This is a genomic window from Paenibacillus plantarum (assembly GCF_013141695.1).
Classification (GTDB): Bacteria; Bacillota; Bacilli; order Paenibacillales; family NBRC-103111; genus Paenibacillus_E; species Paenibacillus_E plantarum.
In genome coordinates this window covers 1-18,590 of the sequence record NZ_WHNY01000011.1, presented here as the reverse complement: position 1 = coordinate 18,590, position 18,590 = coordinate 1, and the positions used below count along the sequence as shown (strand labels likewise).

General features: G+C 45.6%; 17 protein-coding genes and 1 other RNA gene. 17 read left to right on the top strand and 1 reads right to left on the bottom strand.

Annotated features, from left to right (window positions below; all coding sequences use genetic code 11):
* Positions 1-5: 5 nt before the first annotated feature.
* Positions 6-1,679 (top strand): arginine--tRNA ligase, encoded by a 1,674-nt coding sequence (argS, locus tag GC096_RS04435; RefSeq protein WP_171629086.1) that lies wholly within the window; start codon positions 6-8, stop codon positions 1,677-1,679.
* Positions 1,680-1,796: 117 nt separating this feature from the next.
* Here argS and GC096_RS04430 read toward each other — a convergent pair whose 3' ends face one another.
* Positions 1,797-2,963: a S8 family peptidase gene (locus tag GC096_RS04430; protein WP_171629085.1), complete on the bottom strand. Its 1,167-nt coding sequence runs from the start codon at positions 2,961-2,963 to the stop codon at positions 1,797-1,799.
* Between the two features lie 791 nt (positions 2,964-3,754).
* Between GC096_RS04430 and rpoE the strand changes: the two genes are divergently transcribed.
* The 16 genes from rpoE (at position 3,755) to GC096_RS04350 (ending at position 18,408) form a co-directional block, all read left to right on the top strand.
* A complete protein-coding gene (gene rpoE, locus GC096_RS04425; protein ID WP_171629084.1) occupies positions 3,755-4,330 on the top strand; it encodes a DNA-directed RNA polymerase subunit delta in 576 nt (191 codons plus the stop codon).
* 332 nt (positions 4,331-4,662) lie between these two features.
* Positions 4,663-6,264, top strand: coding sequence for a CTP synthase (gene pyrG, locus GC096_RS04420; RefSeq protein ID WP_171629083.1), 1,602 nt, complete (start codon positions 4,663-4,665; stop codon positions 6,262-6,264).
* Between the two features lie 163 nt (positions 6,265-6,427).
* Positions 6,428-6,820, top strand: coding sequence for a response regulator (locus GC096_RS04415; protein WP_171629082.1), 393 nt, complete (start codon positions 6,428-6,430; stop codon positions 6,818-6,820).
* 133 nt (positions 6,821-6,953) lie between these two features.
* Positions 6,954-7,808, top strand: a complete 855-nt coding sequence (gene fba, locus GC096_RS04410; RefSeq protein ID WP_065850891.1) for a class II fructose-1,6-bisphosphate aldolase — start codon at positions 6,954-6,956, stop codon at positions 7,806-7,808.
* Between the two features lie 335 nt (positions 7,809-8,143).
* Positions 8,144-9,403: a UDP-N-acetylglucosamine 1-carboxyvinyltransferase gene (murA, locus tag GC096_RS04405; RefSeq protein WP_056622721.1), complete on the top strand. Its 1,260-nt coding sequence runs from the start codon at positions 8,144-8,146 to the stop codon at positions 9,401-9,403.
* 62 nt (positions 9,404-9,465) lie between these two features.
* Positions 9,466-10,764 carry a transcription termination factor Rho gene (gene rho / locus GC096_RS04400; protein WP_171629081.1) on the top strand — a complete coding sequence of 433 codons (1,299 nt, stop codon included), beginning with the start codon at positions 9,466-9,468 and terminating at the stop codon, positions 10,762-10,764.
* A 72-nt stretch (positions 10,765-10,836) separates the two neighbouring features.
* Positions 10,837-12,111, top strand: a complete 1,275-nt coding sequence (locus GC096_RS04395) for a radical SAM family protein (protein ID WP_171629080.1) — start codon at positions 10,837-10,839, stop codon at positions 12,109-12,111.
* 129 nt (positions 12,112-12,240) lie between these two features.
* Positions 12,241-12,438: a 50S ribosomal protein L31 gene (gene rpmE / locus GC096_RS04390; RefSeq protein ID WP_056621960.1), complete on the top strand. Its 198-nt coding sequence runs from the start codon at positions 12,241-12,243 to the stop codon at positions 12,436-12,438.
* Positions 12,439-12,529: 91 nt separating this feature from the next.
* A complete protein-coding gene (locus tag GC096_RS04385; RefSeq protein ID WP_171629079.1) occupies positions 12,530-12,946 on the top strand; it encodes a hypothetical protein in 417 nt (138 codons plus the stop codon).
* Positions 12,947-13,075: 129 nt separating this feature from the next.
* Positions 13,076-13,339, top strand: an RNA gene (gene ffs, locus GC096_RS04380) — signal recognition particle sRNA large type.
* 173 nt (positions 13,340-13,512) lie between these two features.
* Positions 13,513-14,949, top strand: coding sequence for an ATP-binding protein (locus tag GC096_RS04375; RefSeq protein ID WP_312886185.1), 1,437 nt, complete (start codon positions 13,513-13,515; stop codon positions 14,947-14,949).
* A gap of 78 nt (positions 14,950-15,027) precedes the next feature.
* Positions 15,028-16,755 (top strand): DNA polymerase III subunit gamma/tau, encoded by a 1,728-nt coding sequence (gene dnaX, locus GC096_RS04370; RefSeq protein ID WP_171629078.1) that lies wholly within the window; start codon positions 15,028-15,030, stop codon positions 16,753-16,755.
* A gap of 20 nt (positions 16,756-16,775) precedes the next feature.
* Complete coding sequence (locus tag GC096_RS04365; protein ID WP_028555044.1) at positions 16,776-17,087, top strand: YbaB/EbfC family nucleoid-associated protein; 312 nt, start codon at positions 16,776-16,778, stop codon at positions 17,085-17,087.
* Between the two features lie 45 nt (positions 17,088-17,132).
* Positions 17,133-17,729 (top strand): recombination mediator RecR, encoded by a 597-nt coding sequence (gene recR / locus GC096_RS04360; protein ID WP_056621953.1) that lies wholly within the window; start codon positions 17,133-17,135, stop codon positions 17,727-17,729.
* Between the two features lie 121 nt (positions 17,730-17,850).
* Positions 17,851-18,135: a DUF2508 family protein gene (locus GC096_RS04355; RefSeq protein ID WP_063795704.1), complete on the top strand. Its 285-nt coding sequence runs from the start codon at positions 17,851-17,853 to the stop codon at positions 18,133-18,135.
* Positions 18,136-18,138: 3 nt separating this feature from the next.
* Positions 18,139-18,408 (top strand): pro-sigmaK processing inhibitor BofA family protein, encoded by a 270-nt coding sequence (locus GC096_RS04350; RefSeq protein ID WP_171629077.1) that lies wholly within the window; start codon positions 18,139-18,141, stop codon positions 18,406-18,408.
* The last annotated feature ends 182 nt before the right edge of the window (positions 18,409-18,590 follow it).

Sequence of the window (18,590 nt, the reverse complement as noted above, 5' to 3'; positions counted from 1 at the left end):
GACAAATGGACGTTCTTAACGAAGTGAAAGCGAAAGTGAAGCAAGCAATTAAAGAGGCTGTTCTAGCGGCGGGTATCGTCTCTGAAGAGCAGTTGCCAGAAATCATTCTGGAAGTGCCGAAAGAGAAGACACATGGCGATTTCGCCACGAATGTAGCGATGCAGTTGACGCGTATTGCGAAGGTAAACCCAAGACAGATCGCGGAGCAAATCATTGCGAACTTGAACAAAGACGCAGCTATTATTTCCGAAGCGGCAATCGCGGGTCCAGGCTTTATTAATTTTAAAATGGATAATGTCTACCTCTACCCGGTGATTGCTGATGTTGCAAAGCTCGGTAACCGTTATGGAGAATCGAACGGGGGTCAAGGACTTAAAGTGCAAGTGGAGTTCGTTAGTGCGAACCCAACGGGCTCCTTACATCTTGGACATGCCCGTGGCGCAGCCGTAGGCGACGTGCTATGTAACGTACTGGACCTTGCTGGCTACAACGTATCTCGTGAATACTACATCAACGATGCGGGTAATCAAGTCGTTAATTTGGCGAAATCTATCGAAGCTCGTTATCTGCAAGCGCTTGGACAAGAAGCGGAAATGCCAGAGGATGGCTATTTTGGTGAAGATATCAAAGGCTTTGCAACGGAACTCGCAGCTACAGAAGGCGACCGTCTACTGAGCTTGTCGGATGAAGAGCGTCGTGCTTATTTCCGTACGTATGGACTTGAGAAGGAACTCGACAAAATCAAACGCGACTTAGGCCGCTTCGGTGTTCATTTCGACCACTGGTTCTCCGAGACGTCCATCTATGAAGACAATCTTATCCCGCCTGTACTTCAAGAGCTGCGCGATAATGGTCATATCTATGAAGAAGAGGGCGCAACGTGGTTGAATACGACACCGCTTGGGGATGACAAGAACCGTGTTTTGATCAAAAACGACGGATCCTTCACTTACCTTACGCCAGATATCGCTTATCACCGCAATAAATTCGGACGCGGCTACGACCGCTTAATTAATATTTGGGGCGCTGATCACCATGGCTACATTCCGCGGATGAAAGCGGCTATGACAGCTCTTGGCTTTGAAGCAGACCGTCTTGTCGTGCTGATTGCCCAAATGGTGAGCTTATTCCAGAATGGTGAAAAAGTTAAAATGTCCAAACGTACCGGCAAAGCAGTTACGATGGAAGACTTGATGGACGAAGTCGGCGTAGACCCGATTCGTTATTTCTTCGCGATGCGGAGCATGGACTCGCATTTGGATTTTGACATGGACTTGGCCGTTTCCCAGTCCAATGAAAATCCCGTGTTCTATGTGCAATATGCCCATGCACGGATTTGCAGCATCTTCCGCCAGGCGGAAGAGCAAGGAGTTCAAGTGCTCCCACTGGAACAGGTGGACCTGTCCCAGCTGTCATCGGAAGCCGAGTTCGACTTGCTGCGCAAGATCGGCGAGCTTCCGGAAGAGATCGCCATTGCGGCTGAGCAGTACGCGCCGCACCGCTTGATCCGCTATGTATACGAACTGGCAAGCCAGTTCCATAGCTACTATAGAGGCCACTACGTCATCACAGATGACGCAGCTTTGACCCAAGCGCGCCTCGCGCTGCTCGGCGCGCTGTGCACGACCCTAGCCAACACGCTTCGCGTGGTTGGCGTGTCCGCCCCTGAGCGGATGTAACACCCGCTCAGTCAGAAGAAGCTCCCCTTGACCACTGGTCAAAAGGGGAGCTTCTTCTTTGTTTAAGCGCAGGAGGTACCCCTGCGCTTGGACTGGCTAGGCGCTGCGCCGCGCCAGCTACTCTTGCCCCGCCGCGCGGATCGCGCGCTGGGCGTTCAATTGCCCGGGCTGCCACCGGGCGTTCGGGCGCTTGCTCAGCGGGAACGCGCAGCGGCGCAGCGCGTTTTTGATCTGCTGCGGCGACATGGCGCGCATGGAAAGCATTAAGGCGATAACGCCGCTTACATGCGCCGTTGCCATCGACGTGCCGCTGAGCTCGTTATATTTGCCGCCGATCCAAGCCGAATACACGCGCTCACCGGGGGCATAGATGTCGATTTGTACTCCGCGATTGCTGAAGGGGGCAATCCGCCCTGTTCGTGTTGTGGCGCCTACGGAGACAACGTGGGGAAACCGAGCAGGGTAATCAATGGTTTTCTTTCGGCCATCATTTCCAGAAGAGGCTACAATAACCTTCCCTCGGTAGTAAGCGTTCAAAACCGCTTGCTCCAGTGCAGGATTGTACGTCTTCATTCCGAAACTCATATTAATAATATCGAGGTCATTTTGGACGCACCAATCAATACCGGCGATGATATCAGATACATAGGCACTTCCATTTTGGTCAAAAGCTTTGACAGGATGAATAATCGCTCGGGGAGCTACACCAATAATACCGGAATTACGGCCCGTTGCCGCGATAGTGCCCGCGATGTGTGTGCCATGCCCGTTATCATCATGGGGCATGAGCCTGCGATTTAATAAGTTGATGCCATGCGAGATTGAGTTTTGCAAATCAGGATGCTTATAGTCGATGCCCGTATCAATGACGCCGACGTGAATATTTTTACCGACAGATTTACTCCAGATCTCAGGAGCACCAATTTGATCAACTCCCCAAGGGATGGTGCGTCCACGCGAGCTGGATAGAATAGTGGCTCGTTTCGGTACGGTTTTTCTACCTTTAACTTTATTTATAGTTAATTTCGTATCCGTTTCGATACGTGTCGTGCTTGTAAAGCTTCTGAGTTTTGTATCCGGACACAAGGTACAGGAAAAGGCGTGGATAATGTCTAGAGGCAGAACCAGGGATAGTCTGGGGAGTTCAGACGTCATGCGTAGGAGCTCTGATTTGCAGGCAAAGTAATCTGTCTTAGAGGTGAAATGGATAAGGTGCTTTCTAGCTGGTTGTTTAGTAAGACCTAGATCTTCATGGAGCAGATGAAGAAAGGTGGCTGTATCCATCGTGCCATCCCCCCGTTACAGCATATAATCATTATCTCCCCTATCCTATGTACAGGTCATCGAACTTGACCGTGTCATCGCCTTTATAGAGGTTGTCAAAAAGTCCAATTTTTGACCACATAAGAATTTGTAAGTTTCCGAGGCTCGGAAATACAAATTCTTATTGGCGATAAAAACCACCTTTAAAACGCGGTCGCTCATCCTCGAAGGACTTCGATAGAAGTTTTTCTCATCACGAAGTAGTCCAAGATGCGTATTCGACATCGAAGATTGAATTCAGCCGGAAATTCCGGTGCTCACGTAGCTTCCACTCCGCTCCGCTCCTCATTTCCTAGCTTCTTTCAATCTTCTCAGTGCTGAAAACCAGACTTTTTAAGACGAAATTATAGAAATAAATGGGTGCAGGGCCGTGTCAGATGCGTAGGTTCAACATAGGATACATAGAGAGGCGCGGGCAGGAGTGTCTCTTTCTCAGGTAGTGGAAACGACTGCTGTTCATCAGCAAGCGGTTCCTTTGGGTACAGTCACAGGCGGAGGGGGACCTTCGCCTGTATTCCTTTTTATGGGTTGTTTTTAGATGTTAGGCAGCCGTTTATTGTGAAATATAGAATTTTGATGTTTTACATACGAATTCGGCTATATTTTTGGATAAACGCATCCGTCCAAGCCGGCTGGAAAGGACGTTTATTTTAGGGTAGTTGCAATTTTAGAAAAAATAGGTTTTACTTAATGAAGATATTGGTTATGGTAGATAACGTAGTCAAGAAATGATCGAAAAGGATGTGCCTTAGATGAGCAGCGAATACACACTCAAAATCACCACAGAGCAAGCACGCGAAATGCCCATGGTGGATTTGGCGTTCGAATTGCTGAAGTCGGCGAATACGCCGTTTTACTACCGTGAACTTATGGCTGAAATTGCTAAAATAAAAGGGCTTTCTGAAGATAATGTCATGAATGTGATTGCCCAACTATATACGGAAATCAACATCGATGGACGTTTTGCTTGTGTAGGTACGAACCTATGGGGCTTGAAGCGTTGGTATCCAGTTGAGAAGTCCGACGATGCGGTTGGGAACGCGAAGCGTCCTAGAATTATCAATGATGAAGATGATGATCTGGATGAAGACGTCTACGCGGAAGAAGAAGATACATACGCAGAAGAAGACGAGTACGATGCATTTGGTACCGAAGAAACCGAAGAGGAAGAAGAAGCGGAAGAGGATACTGAATTCTTCGAAGATGAAGAAATCGAAGAGGATCTTGGAGAAGCGGGTATTGAAGAGACTGATGATACTGAGGATGATGATTTGGATTCCGATGAGGATGAAGAAGAGTTAGAAGAAGACGACGAAGACGACAAATAACTTGTCTTGACAGTCCCTATACGTTCAGAGTAAACTATTGCATGGGCTTTAAAAGAATCTTAACAATTCGCGCATGCGTTCAAAAAGTGCCCCGTCACTACGGGTGTCACTTTTTTTTGTTTTTTTGCGCTTTTTTTTTGTGATTTGTTCATGAAAACACTTATTTAGCAGAAGCTAATGCTATTACACCTTTGTTCTGGCGACAACCAAGAGCTTATGCTGATGAAGCCAGTTTTCTAGCACCTTTTTACACTTATCTTCATGTTATAACGATGCCAGTAGCCTGGCGAAAATCTAAAGCGGAAGCTTACAACTATAAGGAGGCGTACATAGTGACAAAATACATTTTCGTTACGGGAGGCGTAGTTTCATCCCTTGGCAAAGGAATTACAGCAGCTTCCTTAGGAAGACTGCTCAAGAACAGAGGTTTGAAAGTTACGATTCAGAAGTTCGATCCTTACATTAACGTGGACCCAGGAACCATGAGTCCTTATCAGCATGGGGAAGTTTTCGTAACAGATGATGGTGCAGAAACGGATTTGGATTTAGGTCATTATGAGCGTTTTATCGACATTAACTTGTCCAAAAGCTCGAACGTGACATCAGGAAAAGTGTATTCCTCGGTTATTACCAAAGAGCGCAGAGGCGAGTACCTAGGCGGAACTGTACAGGTTATCCCTCATATTACGAATGAAATTAAAGAACGTGTGATTCGCGCAGGTCGTGAAGCTGGGTCCGATGTGGTTATTACTGAAATCGGTGGTACTGTCGGGGATATCGAAAGCTTGCCATTCCTGGAAGCGATTCGTCAAATGAAAAATGATATCGGCCGCGAGAATGTCATGTACATTCACGTTACGTTGATTCCTTATATCAAAGCTGCTGGTGAAGTCAAAACAAAACCAACGCAACATAGCGTTAAAGAACTACGCGGCCTTGGCATTCAACCGCATGTCATTGTTTGTCGTACCGAGCATTCTTTGACAGAAGATATGAAGCGCAAGCTCGCTTTGTTCTGTGATATCGATCCGGCTGCAGTTATTGAATGTAAAGATGCAGAAACGTTGTATGAAGTACCGATGATGCTTCGTGAGCAAGGTCTTGATGATTACGTTGTGAATCACTTGAAGCTTTCAACCAATCAACCGGATATGGCAGAATGGGAAAGCCTTGTTCGCAAGGTGAAATCCTTAACGAAGAAGACCGAGATCGCCATCGTTGGGAAGTACGTAGCTCTTCACGATGCTTACCTTAGTATTGTTGAAGCACTTGGACACGCGGGTATCGACAATGACTCCGAGATTGATATTCGTTGGGTCAATGCAGAAGATATCTACGATCATAATGTGCATTCCCTGCTTTCTGGTGTACAAGGTATCCTTGTTCCAGGTGGATTTGGTGATCGCGGGATCGAAGGAAAAGTAGCGGCAATTCGTTATGCGCGTGAGAAAGAAATCCCGTTCTTCGGTATTTGTTTGGGGATGCAGGTCGCTGTTATCGAATACGCACGTTCTGTTTGTGGATTGGACGGCGCGAATAGCTCCGAGATTAATCCAACAACAGCCTATCCAGTAATTGATCTATTGCCAGAGCAGAAGGATATTGAGAATCTAGGCGGAACGATGCGTTTAGGTCTATACCCTTGTAAATTGACGCCTGGTTCACTTGCTGCGACGACGTACAATGATGAGCTAGTTTACGAAAGACATCGTCACCGGTACGAATTTAATAATGAATACCGCGAATTGGTTGAATCTGCAGGTCTGCGTATTTCGGGTACATCACCAGATGGTCGTCTGGTCGAGATGGTTGAGCTTCCTGGTCACCCTTGGTTCTTGGCTGTACAATTCCACCCGGAATTTACATCCCGTCCGAACCGTCCGCAGCCACTTTTCCGTGAATTCGTAAAAGCTGCACAATTGATCGCTCGTTAAAATTTCACGTTGCTGATGCAGGGATCTCTCTCCTGATAATCAACTTTTATGTAAAACTTTTCAAAATAAATGCTCTCCTCGGAAGGAAAACGAAAATGAATAGCGAATATCTTGACTTATAGGTTTGGAACTTGTTATTCGTTTTCGGGAGGGGACTTGGCTGATGAAGAAAAAAGTGTTGGTAGTGGATGATCAAAATGGAATTCGTGTACTCCTCATGGAAGTGTTCAGTAACGAAGGGTACGATACCTATCAAGCCTCCAATGGCAAGTTGGCCTTGGAAATCGTAAGAAATGTATCGCCTGATCTCATACTACTAGACATGAAGATTCCTGGTATGGACGGACTTGATATTTTGAAGCATGTGAAAGAAATTGATGTTTCAATCAAAGTCATCATGATGACAGCATATGGTGAGCTGGATATGATCAAAGAAGCGACGGATTTAGGTGCGATCATGCATTTTACGAAGCCATTTGATATTGATGAGCTGCGCCTGGCTGTGAATATGCAATTGAATAATGAACCCAGCAGTGGTTTCGCAGTAGGATCCTAGTCATAGGGTCTTTTTTTGTTTTGGAAAAATGAAGGCTTGGTTATCATTTGAAAAGTTATGTGCTATAATAACTCAGGTATGAACAGAGAGCGGTATGCGCATCTACTAAAGAGGTTCTAGGAGGAAGAGAAACATGGCATTGGTTTCAATGAATGATTTTTTACCTAAGGCAAAAGCAGGGAAATACGCGGTTGGTCAATTTAACATGAACAATCTTGAGTTTGCTCAAGCGATTGTGGAAGCTGCAATCGAACTGAACTCCCCGTTCATTTATGGTGTTAGCGAAGGCGCACTAAAATATATGGGCATCGAGTTTACTGTAGCTATTGCAGAAGCAGCAGCTAAGAAATCCGGTCTTCCGATCGCATTACACTTAGACCATGGTAGTTCGTTTGAAGTAGCAATGAAATGTATCCGTGCAGGATTCAGCTCCGTTATGTTCGATGGTTCCCACTATTCTTTCGAAGAAAACATTCGTTTGACGAAAGAAGTTGTTAAAGCTGCTCGTGCTATGGGCGTATCCGTTGAGGGTGAGCTTGGAACAATCGGTGGCGTTGAGGATGACATTTCCGTTGATGAAGAGCATGCTAACCTTGCAAAACCAGAAGAAGCGATTCGTTTCTACGAAGAAACAGGCGTGGATTGTTTGGCAATCGCAGTAGGTACTGCACATGGTATGTACGCAGGCGAGCCGAACATTCACTTTGATATTATTGAAGCAGTTTCCAAAGCGATCCCAGTTCCAGTTGTATTGCACGGTGGATCCGGTGTTCCAGACGAAATGATCCGTAAATCAATTGCAGCAGGCGTTGGCAAAATCAACGTGAACACAGAGAACCAAGTGGCATGCACAGAAAGCATCCGCGCAGCTCTGAATAAAGATGCTAAAATTTATGATCCTCGTAAATATCTAACCCCAGCTCGTAGCGCTATGATCGAAGTAGTAAAATCCAAAATTCAATTGTTCGGAAGCAGCAACCAAGCTTAATTCCAAATTGTATAGACAGGATAGGAAATGCAGTAATACACAGATGGATGGTCGACAATCGTTGCCGTCTGTCTGTGTCATTGCGGGCGTTTCCTTCTTCTATTTGCTGTATTTTACCTCGCGCTCATCTAAATACTAGAAAATATATGTTTCACATAATCAATTGCTATATTTCTCCATAAACGCTCCTGTCCTTGAAGGACGGCGTAGCCGTTTATTTTGTTTACTTCCTTATTTTGTGGATTTTCGTCGAATAGTTGTGTGATTTAGTAGGTTTTGTTGATTGGCGTTATTGTCGTTAGTGAGAAGGCACCTGGTTTAGGGGGAGAAGTATGTTGGAGAAATTAATGGTGGTCGGTGGACGCCCACTACGGGGAACTGTTCAAATTAGTGGAGCAAAGAATAGTGCCATTGCACTTATTCCAGCCGCAGTACTTGCAGAAACACCAGTAACTTTGGATAATCTTCCACATTTAAGCGATGTGGCTATATATACAGAAATTTTGACTGATTTAGGAGCAACGATTGATTGGAACGAAGATCGGATGACGATTGATCCGACCCATATGAAGCCTATGGCTATGCCCAATGGCAAAGTGAAGAAGCTGCGCGCTTCCTATTATTTGATGGGTGCTCTTCTGGGTAGATTTGGTGAGGCAACGATTGGTCTTCCAGGTGGATGTAATTTCGAACCGCGTCCGATAGATCTTCATATTAAAGGATTTGAAGCACTAGGCGCTGTGGTAAGTAACGAAAACGGAGCCCTTCATATTCGTGCTAAGGAACTGCGTGGCGCTAAGATATACTTAGATATGGCGAGTGTAGGCGCTACGATTAATATTATGCTGGCTGCTTCACGTGCTAAGGGATTGACTACAATTGAAAATGCGGCGAAAGAGCCTGAAATTATAGATGTAGCAACACTTTTGAATTCGATGGGTGCGAAAATCAAGGGAGCTGGTACGGATACGATCCGTATAGAAGGGGTTTCTGAACTTCATGGCTGCCGCCACTCGATTATCCCTGATCGTATTCAAGCGGGAACGTACATGATTGCTGCAGCGGCGACGCGCGGCGATGTTACGGTAGATAATGTGATTCCGAAGCATCTGGAAGCATTGACAGCAAAGTTGCAAGAAATGGGCGTTCATGTTTACGAAATGGATGAATCCATTCGCATTGTCGGTCAGCCTATCTATGAAAGTGTAGATGTGAAAGCATTAATTTACCCTGGGTTTGCAACCGATCTGCAGTCTCCAATGGCTAGCCTATTGTGCCAAGCCAAAGGCGTTAGTATTCTAACTGACCATGTATATAGCAATCGCTTTAAACATATCCCAGAGCTTGTACGCATGGGTGCAAAAATGAAGGTTGAAGGCCGTTCTGCCATCATTGAAGGCTCGCAGTTGAGCTCGGCCAAAGTAAGGGCGACGGATCTGCGCGCAGGAGCTTCTCTGGTAATTGCAGGCTTGAGTGTTATGACAGGCGGGATCACGGAAGTGTCGGGTGTAGAGTTCATTGATCGCGGATACGAGAATTTAGTATTTAATCTATCTTCCCTAGGGGCCGAAGTTTGGCGTGAGAACGAGGAATAAAGTACCAGACAACAGGCAATGCTAGAATCCAATTGAAAATTTAATAGTTTGGTGGTTGAAACATGAGCATGCAGCTTGCTGAGCTTGAAGTACTCAAGCTTACTGAATTATATAAACTAGCTAAGAAACATCAGATTCCTTATTACGGTACGTTGAAGAAAAGAGAACTCATTTTTGCCATTTTACGTGCACAAGCAGCAGAGAGCGGATTCTTGTTCATGCAAGGTGTCTTGGAAATTTTGCAGGAAGGATTTGGATTCTTACGTCCAATTAACTACCTTCCTAGCTCAGAGGATATCTATATTTCTGCCTCTCAAATTCGCAAATTTGATTTGCGCTCAGGTGATATTGTATCTGGGAAATGTCGACCGCCTAAGGAGAATGAGCGTTACTATGGACTTCTCCAAGTCGAAGCAGTCAATGGTGAGAAGCCTGAAACGGCTGCTGAACGCTTGCATTTCCCTGCACTAACGCCGCTATATCCAGATACTCGGATTACACTTGAGACCGAGCCTACCAAGATTTCGATGCGGATTATGGACTTGCTTGCTCCTGTCGGTTTGGGTCAGCGCGGACTTGTTGTGGCACCGCCTAAAGCGGGGAAAACATTGTTGCTCAAAGAAATCGCAAACAGTATTTCTACCAATTATCCCGAGATTGAGCTATTTGTTCTGTTGATTGACGAGCGTCCTGAGGAAGTTACCGATATGCAGCGCTCTGTCAAAGGTGAAGTCGTTGCCTCAACTTTCGATGAGCTTCCGGAGAATCATATTAAAGTTGCCGAACTTGTCTTAGAACGCGCTATGCGTCTAGTTGAACATAAGAAAGATGTCGTTATCCTACTCGATAGTATTACGCGCTTAGCAAGAGCGTATAACCTCGTAGTGCCGCCTTCAGGCCGGACATTGTCCGGTGGTGTTGATCCCGCTGCTTTCCACCGTCCTAAGCGTTTTTTCGGAGCTGCTCGTAACATTGAAGAAGGCGGCAGTTTAACTATTCTTGCTACAGCACTTGTTGAAACCGGTTCACGTATGGATGACGTCATTTATGAAGAATTTAAAGGGACAGGTAATCTGGAACTTCATCTCGATCGCAAAATGGCGGAGCGCCGTATCTTCCCTGCTATTGACATTCGTCGTTCAGGGACACGCCGCGAGGAAGCGTTGCTCGGCAAAGATGAGCTCGAGAAAGTATGGGCGCTTCGCAAAGGCATGAATGATTCACATGAATATACCGAAGCCTTTATTAAGAAGCTTGCGGATACGAAGACGAATCAAGAGTTTTTGGACTCGTTGGCCTCTCCAGGGGCAGGAGCGCCATCCCAGCAGCATAAAGGCAAAGTCAAAAACTCAGCATCTTAAGTTTTTGTTAAACGGCACCTGTAAAAAAGTTTGCGTGTTCGTTTACTTTAACGTACAAAGAGGAGTACCGTTATGAACTTGGTTTATTCAGATTCACAAGGAAATGTATTTGATCATCCTGATTATTTCGCACTTGGTCGAAATGCAGAAATGATCACCGAAATATTAGATGAAGAACTGATCCCTCTTCCTGAGGGATCAACACTCGTGAGTCTACCCTTCACGCGCCCTGTTGGCATAGATGCTGCAACAGGTGAGATGAAGCTGGTAGAGGGTGATTATCACGCGGTAGGAGCGCTGCTTCCACAAGGCTTCACACGACTGCTTCTCCCAGGGTATGTGAAATCCGATAAGACGAAGGCATTGCCTTTGTTCGGTTATACGGCAGTCGTGTGGAAAGAAGACGGCTTCTACGTAGCCGCGCGTTTGACCGACAACCCGTATTTCTGGAATCCGATTCACTGTGATCCGGATGAGCTCGAGGTTGAAGTCAAACGGCTAGTCGCCAAATATCCGGAGAATCGCTTGTATGCGCATTTGTCGAATTGTGCACTGGGCTACGAGTGCTTGACCGCTTCGAACACGTTCCTACAACGCTGGGAAGGGGCTGTCCCTGTTTCCTACTCCTGTAATGCAGGATGCTTCGGATGCATCTCGGAGCAGCCAGACGAGAGCGGCTTTGTTGCTCCGCAGACGCGGATGAACTTCAAGCCGAAGGTCGAAGAAATTACGGAGATCATGTTGGAACATCTGCGTACGCCGGAGAGTATTATCTCTTTCGGGCAAGGCTGTGAAGGGGAACCGAGCACGCAGGCTGTCATCATTATTGATGCCATCAAGCGAGTGCGCGAGCAAACGAAGATGGGCTATATCAATATCAATACGAATGCGGGCCTTACGGACCATATCCGCGGCATTGTCGATGCAGGTCTAGATCTAATGCGTGTAAGCACGATCAGCGCGCTGGATGATCACTACAACGCTTATTACAAGCCAAGAGCGTATACCCTTAAGAATGTCGAAAAATCCCTTCGCTATGCAACCGATAAAGGGGTTATCACATCAATTAACTATCTCGTATTCCCTGGTGTCACCGATCGGGAAGAAGAAATCGAAGCGATGATCGAATTTGTACGCAGAACGGGATTGAAATTGATCCAGATGCGCAACTTAAATATTGACCCTGAGAGCTACTTGGGCATTATCCCTAAAGCTCAGGGTGAACTGCTAGGGATGAAGCAAATGTTAGAGATCTTCGAGCAAGAATTGCCGGATGTCGTGATTGGTTCTTACTCCCACACACCGAAGTTTTATACGAGTGATCGTACGCTTGCTCCTGTGCTCTAACTATCGGGGATGGAAGGTTTAACCGATCGATTTTTCGTTGCATCTAGACTTGCGAATATGCTACAATGCAATAGTACGTCCATTAACTCTGTTTCAGCAAATGATTCAGGGCGGAAAGAGGTGAACCAAATGAAAGCAGGAATTCATCCTACTTATCATGCAACCACAGTGACTTGCGCTTGTGGTAACGTGTTCGAAACGGGTTCAATCAAGCCAAATCTTCGTGTTGAGATTTGCTCCAATTGTCATCCTTTCTACACTGGTAAACAAAAGTTTATCGATGTAGGCGGCCGTGTCGACAAGTTCAAAAAGAAATACGGAATCTAATTGGCATCATTTGCTTGATTGCCAATCAGCATAAGACAACCTCCCTTGGTAATCCTAAGCTTAGGCTTAGATTCCAATGGGAGGTGTTTTTATGTTCAAAGGGTTTAGAAGTCTAGTCATGCTGGCCGGGGTCGCATGCCTTGCCCTTAGTTTAGCGGGTTGTGGCATGTGGACAGGCAATAATAAGAAAACGGATAATGCTAATTATAAAGTACAGAATTATAAGCAGGATGGGATGCTAGGCATCACAAGCGTGAATCCGAACAACCCGCTTAACCCAACGTATCACCATTATGATGATGATTCGAATCTGATGAAAGCTGTGCTTGCGCAGCTGCCGGGAATCCAGAAGACCAATATTGCGATTAACGGTACTACGGTTAATGTGAGAATCACGCCAGTGGCCTCTCTGACAGCGGCCCAAGTGGAGGAATTACGTTCACAAGCCCAAATGGCCTTGGAAACCAACATGCCACGATATAAGATACAGGTTAGGATGGTTCGATAAGCAGAGAGACTTTAGCTAGCGCTAAAGATCCCAAAGCAGAGAGACTTTAACTAACGTTAAAGATCCCTATATATAGTACTTTTTCCCCTTAGGTTGCTATTTGGCAGTGAATCAGATATACTATTTTTACTGTGCTAGACGGGGAGGTAGCGGTGCCCTGTAACTCGCAATCCGCTGTAGCGAGGTTGAATTCCTGTTAGCGGTACTGTGATGTGAGGTCTGACTTTTACACGTGGTGTTGAGAGTCGGGTCCTTCGCAATGGATGCTCATGAACCCGGTCAGGTCTGGAAGGAAGCAGCCGTAAGTGAGATTTTTCATGTGCCGAGGGGTTGCCTGATTTGAGCTAACGATAAGAGTTCGCTTGTATCATTTTATCAATAACAGGTGCACGGTGTAATCATACCGTATATGTAAGAACACATAAACGAAACGCCAGCAATTAGGGCGTTTTTTCTTTTGCATTTTGCAGGAAAAATATGACTTTACAGAGAATCTTTATACAATACGTACATGGACTGATGCTACTCGAAGATGTTCGAAAAGAGAAAGTGAAGGAGCTGTTGACATGCCCATTCATTCGCCTCAGATGTACTCGGTATCGATGAACGAACTGCGGAAACTGTTCAATCACAGCATACAAACCGGTATGATAATGGTTGATGAAGATGAGAAGTTGTTGCTCGTCACGGATCAGCTCTTGAAAGTTTCGGGATATTCAGCAGATGAAATTACTGGTGTTCCCTGCCCTCGATTTTTTAAGATGAGGGCTACTTTGCGTGAGTTATACGAATTCCATTTTAGGGATGAAGCGGATGTTGGGGAATGGCCCCATGGTTTTCTACTAGGGAAGAATGGGGAAATGATCTATTTTCAGTTTTCCATGCTTAAGCTCCAATGTGAGGATAGAAGTATATATTTATTATCATTGAAAAATAAAGAAGAAGGAACAGCGTTAAACTTGCTGCAGCGCTTTTCGGATGCTTTTTTGAAAGACATCAACTTGGGTGTGTTATTAATTAATATGGATTACCGACTTGCTGACATTAGTGATCGCGCCTGCCAAATGCTGGCCATGGAGAAGGAGTGTATTCGCAATAAGTCGCTGGATGAGATTTTTGCCACAGTTCCGAGTCAGCACCAGCTCGTGCAGCGAACGATTCTGAACGGAGCGATAGTCCGCAATCACGCCGTTTCCTGGACGAACAATCAAGAACGTTTTGATTTGCTGCTGGATTCTAATGTTTTGAAGGATAGTCAGGGGAACATTGTGGGGGCTTACATTATTTTCAAAGATGTCACGAATATGCGCTCATTGGAACAAATGGTTCAGCGAAGCGATCGTCTTGCGATGATCGGGCAAATTGCTGCAGGAACAGCGCATGAAATCCGTAATCCACTAACATCAATCAAAGGCTTCTTACAGATGCTGCGTCGTACATTCGGTGACCGTGGCATGGACAAAGAACAGAATTTTACAGATGTCATGTTGGGAGAAATTGATCGAATTAATGCACTAGTGAATGAGTTTCTGATGTTGAGCAAGCCCAAGCATGTGGCCTATGAGCGTATTGGTGTGACGGAAGTCCTGCGTGGCATCGTGCCGGTTATTCAGAATGAAGCGATCCTCTATAATGTTCAACTTCACTATGAAGCTTCGACCCACCTCCCTGAGGTGACGGCAGATATCGAGCTATTGAAGCAAGTTTTCTTGAATGTTTGCAAAAATGGAATCGAAGCCATGCCCGATGGTGGGATATTGACGATTTCGGAGCGTGTAGACACGATAGATCGAAATGTGTGTGTGGATATTCATGACACAGGTACAGGGATACCGATGTTCGTCATTGATAAAATCTTTGATCCCTTCTTCACGACGAAGGATACGGGCACGGGGCTAGGGCTCTCTGTATGCCAGCGTATCATTCATGATATGGGCGGGACGATTCGCGTAGCTGCCAAAGGCTTTGGAACGACATTTACCATCACGATTCCCTATATGTGATCCTCTATTTCATCCCTTGGAGCGTTATAGTATAATGGATATAGTCAATCCACGCAGGGATTATTGGAGAGGAACACTATGGCACACATTGCTTTGTATCGTACATGGAGGTCGCAGACGTTTCGTGATGTTGTCGGACAACGGCATATCACACAAACACTGCAGAATTCGTTGCGGGAAAATCGCCTAACCCATGCTTATTTGTTTAACGGTCCCCGTGGAACGGGTAAAACAAGTACAGCCAAAATTTTAGCCAAAGCCATCAACTGTTTAAACGGCCCCTCGGAAGAGCCATGCAACCAATGCTCTGCCTGTGAGCGTATCACGGAAGGCGCAGTCATGGACGTTGTCGAGATCGATGCGGCATCCAACCGCGGTGTGGAAGAAATTCGTGATATCCGAGATAAAGTTAAATACGCACCGACCGAAGTCAGGCAGAAAGTGTACATTATTGATGAAGTGCATATGCTGACGACGGAAGCATTTAATGCCTTATTGAAGACGTTGGAAGAGCCGCCGGCGCATGTTATGTTTATTTTAGCAACAACGGAGCCTCATAAAATTCCCGCAACCATTATTTCTCGGTGTCAGCGCTTCGATTTTCGTCGCGTTTCCATGGAGGATGAGGTAGGGCGTCTACAGTATGTTTGTGATCAAGAGCGCATTTCGATTGATAAAGAAGCTCTTCACTATATAGCAAGATTATCCGACGGCGGGATGCGGGATGCGTTAAGTCTGTTGGATCAAGCGGCCTCGTTTGCAACAGGGGAAATACAGCTAACTGATATTTTGTCGATTACAGGCGGTATTGCTTCCGATCAATTTAAGAGACTTGTCACGTATATCAAGGAACAGAATCTGGGGGCTGCCCTAGAGTTAATTGATACTTTCATGCAAGAGGGGAAAAGCGCGGACAAGTGTATCGAGAATTTGATTCATTATTTCCGAGATTTGCTGATGGTGCGCATGGTGCCGAATTCACCTGTGATCGCTGAACGCGTATTTGATATGGCAGAGCTCAAGGAGATTGCGAGTCACTTCACGCCAAGTGAGATGATGAGTATGATTGAAACGCTGAACCATTATCAGAGTGAGATGAAATATTCGGTACAACCGCAAACCTTATTAGAAATCGCTATTATGAAAATAAGCGGTGGCCATCGAGGATCGGACGGCTCGGTGGAAGTTGGGGCGCGTCAGCCGCAGGGTGATCTTTTTGCTCAAATGACCCAAAGAATGAAACAACTTGAAGATCAACTAGCTCTACTGGTAAAATCGGGAGTGAGTGTTGCTTCGGGTGAAAGTGCTAAGCAAGCGCCTGCGGCGAAAGTAGCCGTGGCCTCGGCACCTTCTAAGAAGTCAGGTCTTAAGCTTGATCCATACTTGAAGGCTTCTGAGAGTCCAGATACGAAGACGGCACTGATGAAGTGGAGTCAAGTGTTGGGTGATGTCAAAGAGAAGAAAATAACCGTTCATGCTTGGTTTGTTAATGGTGATTTGGTGGCTATGCTAGATGATGTTGTTCTTGTCGCATTTAAGAATGATATGCATCGGAATACAACGGAGAAGCCAGAGAATAAAGTCATTATTGAACAAGTGCTTTCTTCTGTATTTGGTAAGCCAATGCGTTTGCTGACCTTAATGCGTAAGGAATGGGATGATGCGAAGAGTGAAGCGACGCACGCCCCGCCTGAAGAGATGGAATTAGTGGCTGAGGATGGTCGCGGAAACGCGGTCAAAGAAGAATGGATATCCGAAGCCATCCAATTGTTTGGTGAAGATCTAGTAACGATTAAAGAAGACTAACGATAAGGGAGCGATCTATAATGAATAACATGAACCAAATGATGAAGCAAGTGAAGAAAATGCAAGAGCAAATGATGAAGGCACAAGAAGAACTAGGCACGAAAATGATTGAAGGAACAGCTGGCGGCGGTGTAGTAACGTGTATCATCAACGGGCACAAGAAAGTACAAAGCATCACGATCAAACCAGAAGCAGTGGATCCAGACGATGTTGAAATGCTGCAAGATCTTGTGTTGACTGCAGTTAACGACGCAATGTCCAAAGCCGAAGAGATCGCTAACAAAGATATGGGCAAATTCACAGGCGGTATGAATATCCCTGGATTGTTCTAAGACAACCAAGAATCAACGACTCTGTACCATGAAGGAGTACTTCCTTTGTATTACCCCGAACCGATAGCGAAGTTAATCGATGCCTTCTCCCGCTTGCCGGGAGTAGGTCCCAAGACAGCGGGGCGCTTAGCCTTTCACGTCCTTCGAATGAAAGAGGAAGACGTGATTGATTTTGCTAAATCGCTTGTTAATGTAAAACGGAACCTCCATTATTGCTCCGTATGCTGCAATATTACCGATGTGGATCCTTGTCGTATTTGTCAGGATAAAAGCCGTGATAATTCCGTCATCTGCGTTGTGCAGGAACCGAAGGACTTGGTTGCGCTGGAGCGTACCAAAGAATTTGAAGGCTATTATCATGTGCTGCATGGTGCCATATCCCCTATGGAGGGCATTGGGCCTGATCAAATTCATATCGCGGAATTACTTAAGCGTTTGGGTGACGAAACGGTGCAGGAATTGATTCTGGCCACCAATCCGAACATTGAGGGCGAAGCCACAGCGATGTACTTATCTAGATTGATCAAACCGTTTGGGTTGCGTGTAACTCGTATTGCCCATGGTTTGCCTGTAGGCGGCGATTTGGAGTATGCGGATGAGGTAACCTTATCCAAAGCGATGGAAGGCCGCAGGGAATTATAAAAGCATACATGTTAAGGAGAGCTGAGAAGCTCTCTTTTTTCTGCCTAGAAAGTGTTCTGAAAATGCCATGATCCCCATAAGTATAGATCAACCCAATTGTGGGAGGAATGGAGGTTTGCCTATGAAACCGGCTCTATTAGGCATGCGTGGATTTAAGAGTCCGCGAGCGAAGACTGTAAAGGAAGAACTGAAACGGGACAAGATCATGTTGATTCAAGAGATACGTGCTGCGCATCAGACGTGGGTGGCGGCGCAAGCTCACTTTGAGTTCGCTTTGGACAAGGATCAGATCGACTATACAATTTACGCAATGGAAGCGGCAGAGAAGAGATTCGAAATGCTTATCAAACAAGCGAAGCGATTAGGGGTAAGCCTGATTGACAGCGATCATTTAATGGAGGTGTAAAGCATGATTCTTAAATATACCATATGGGGGGTGTTGATACTCTCCTCGCTTATGTTAGTGATGATTGTGTTTCGCAGCCGAGGTAGCGGTAGACTAGTAGCGTCATTAGGTCTAAATGTAGTAGTCGCAGCTTTTCTGTTATACATACTGAATCTATTGAGCGGATATACACATATAGAACTGCCTATTAATACGGCTACATTAGGGACGGCTACTATATTAGGGATCCCGGGTGTTATACTACTAATTGGTGTGAAATGGGCTTTGTTGTAACTGTAAATATAATACATCTACTATTGGGTTGACTCGACTGCGGCATCTGTGTTATCTTATAAAAGTTGCCGCTGAGACATGCGGAAATACAAAAGTAACTTGAGAAAAACAAGTTGCAAAAGAAAAGTAACTATGGTATATTGGTCTTCCGGCTTTCGAGAGAGAGCAGGTTGGACAAGAGT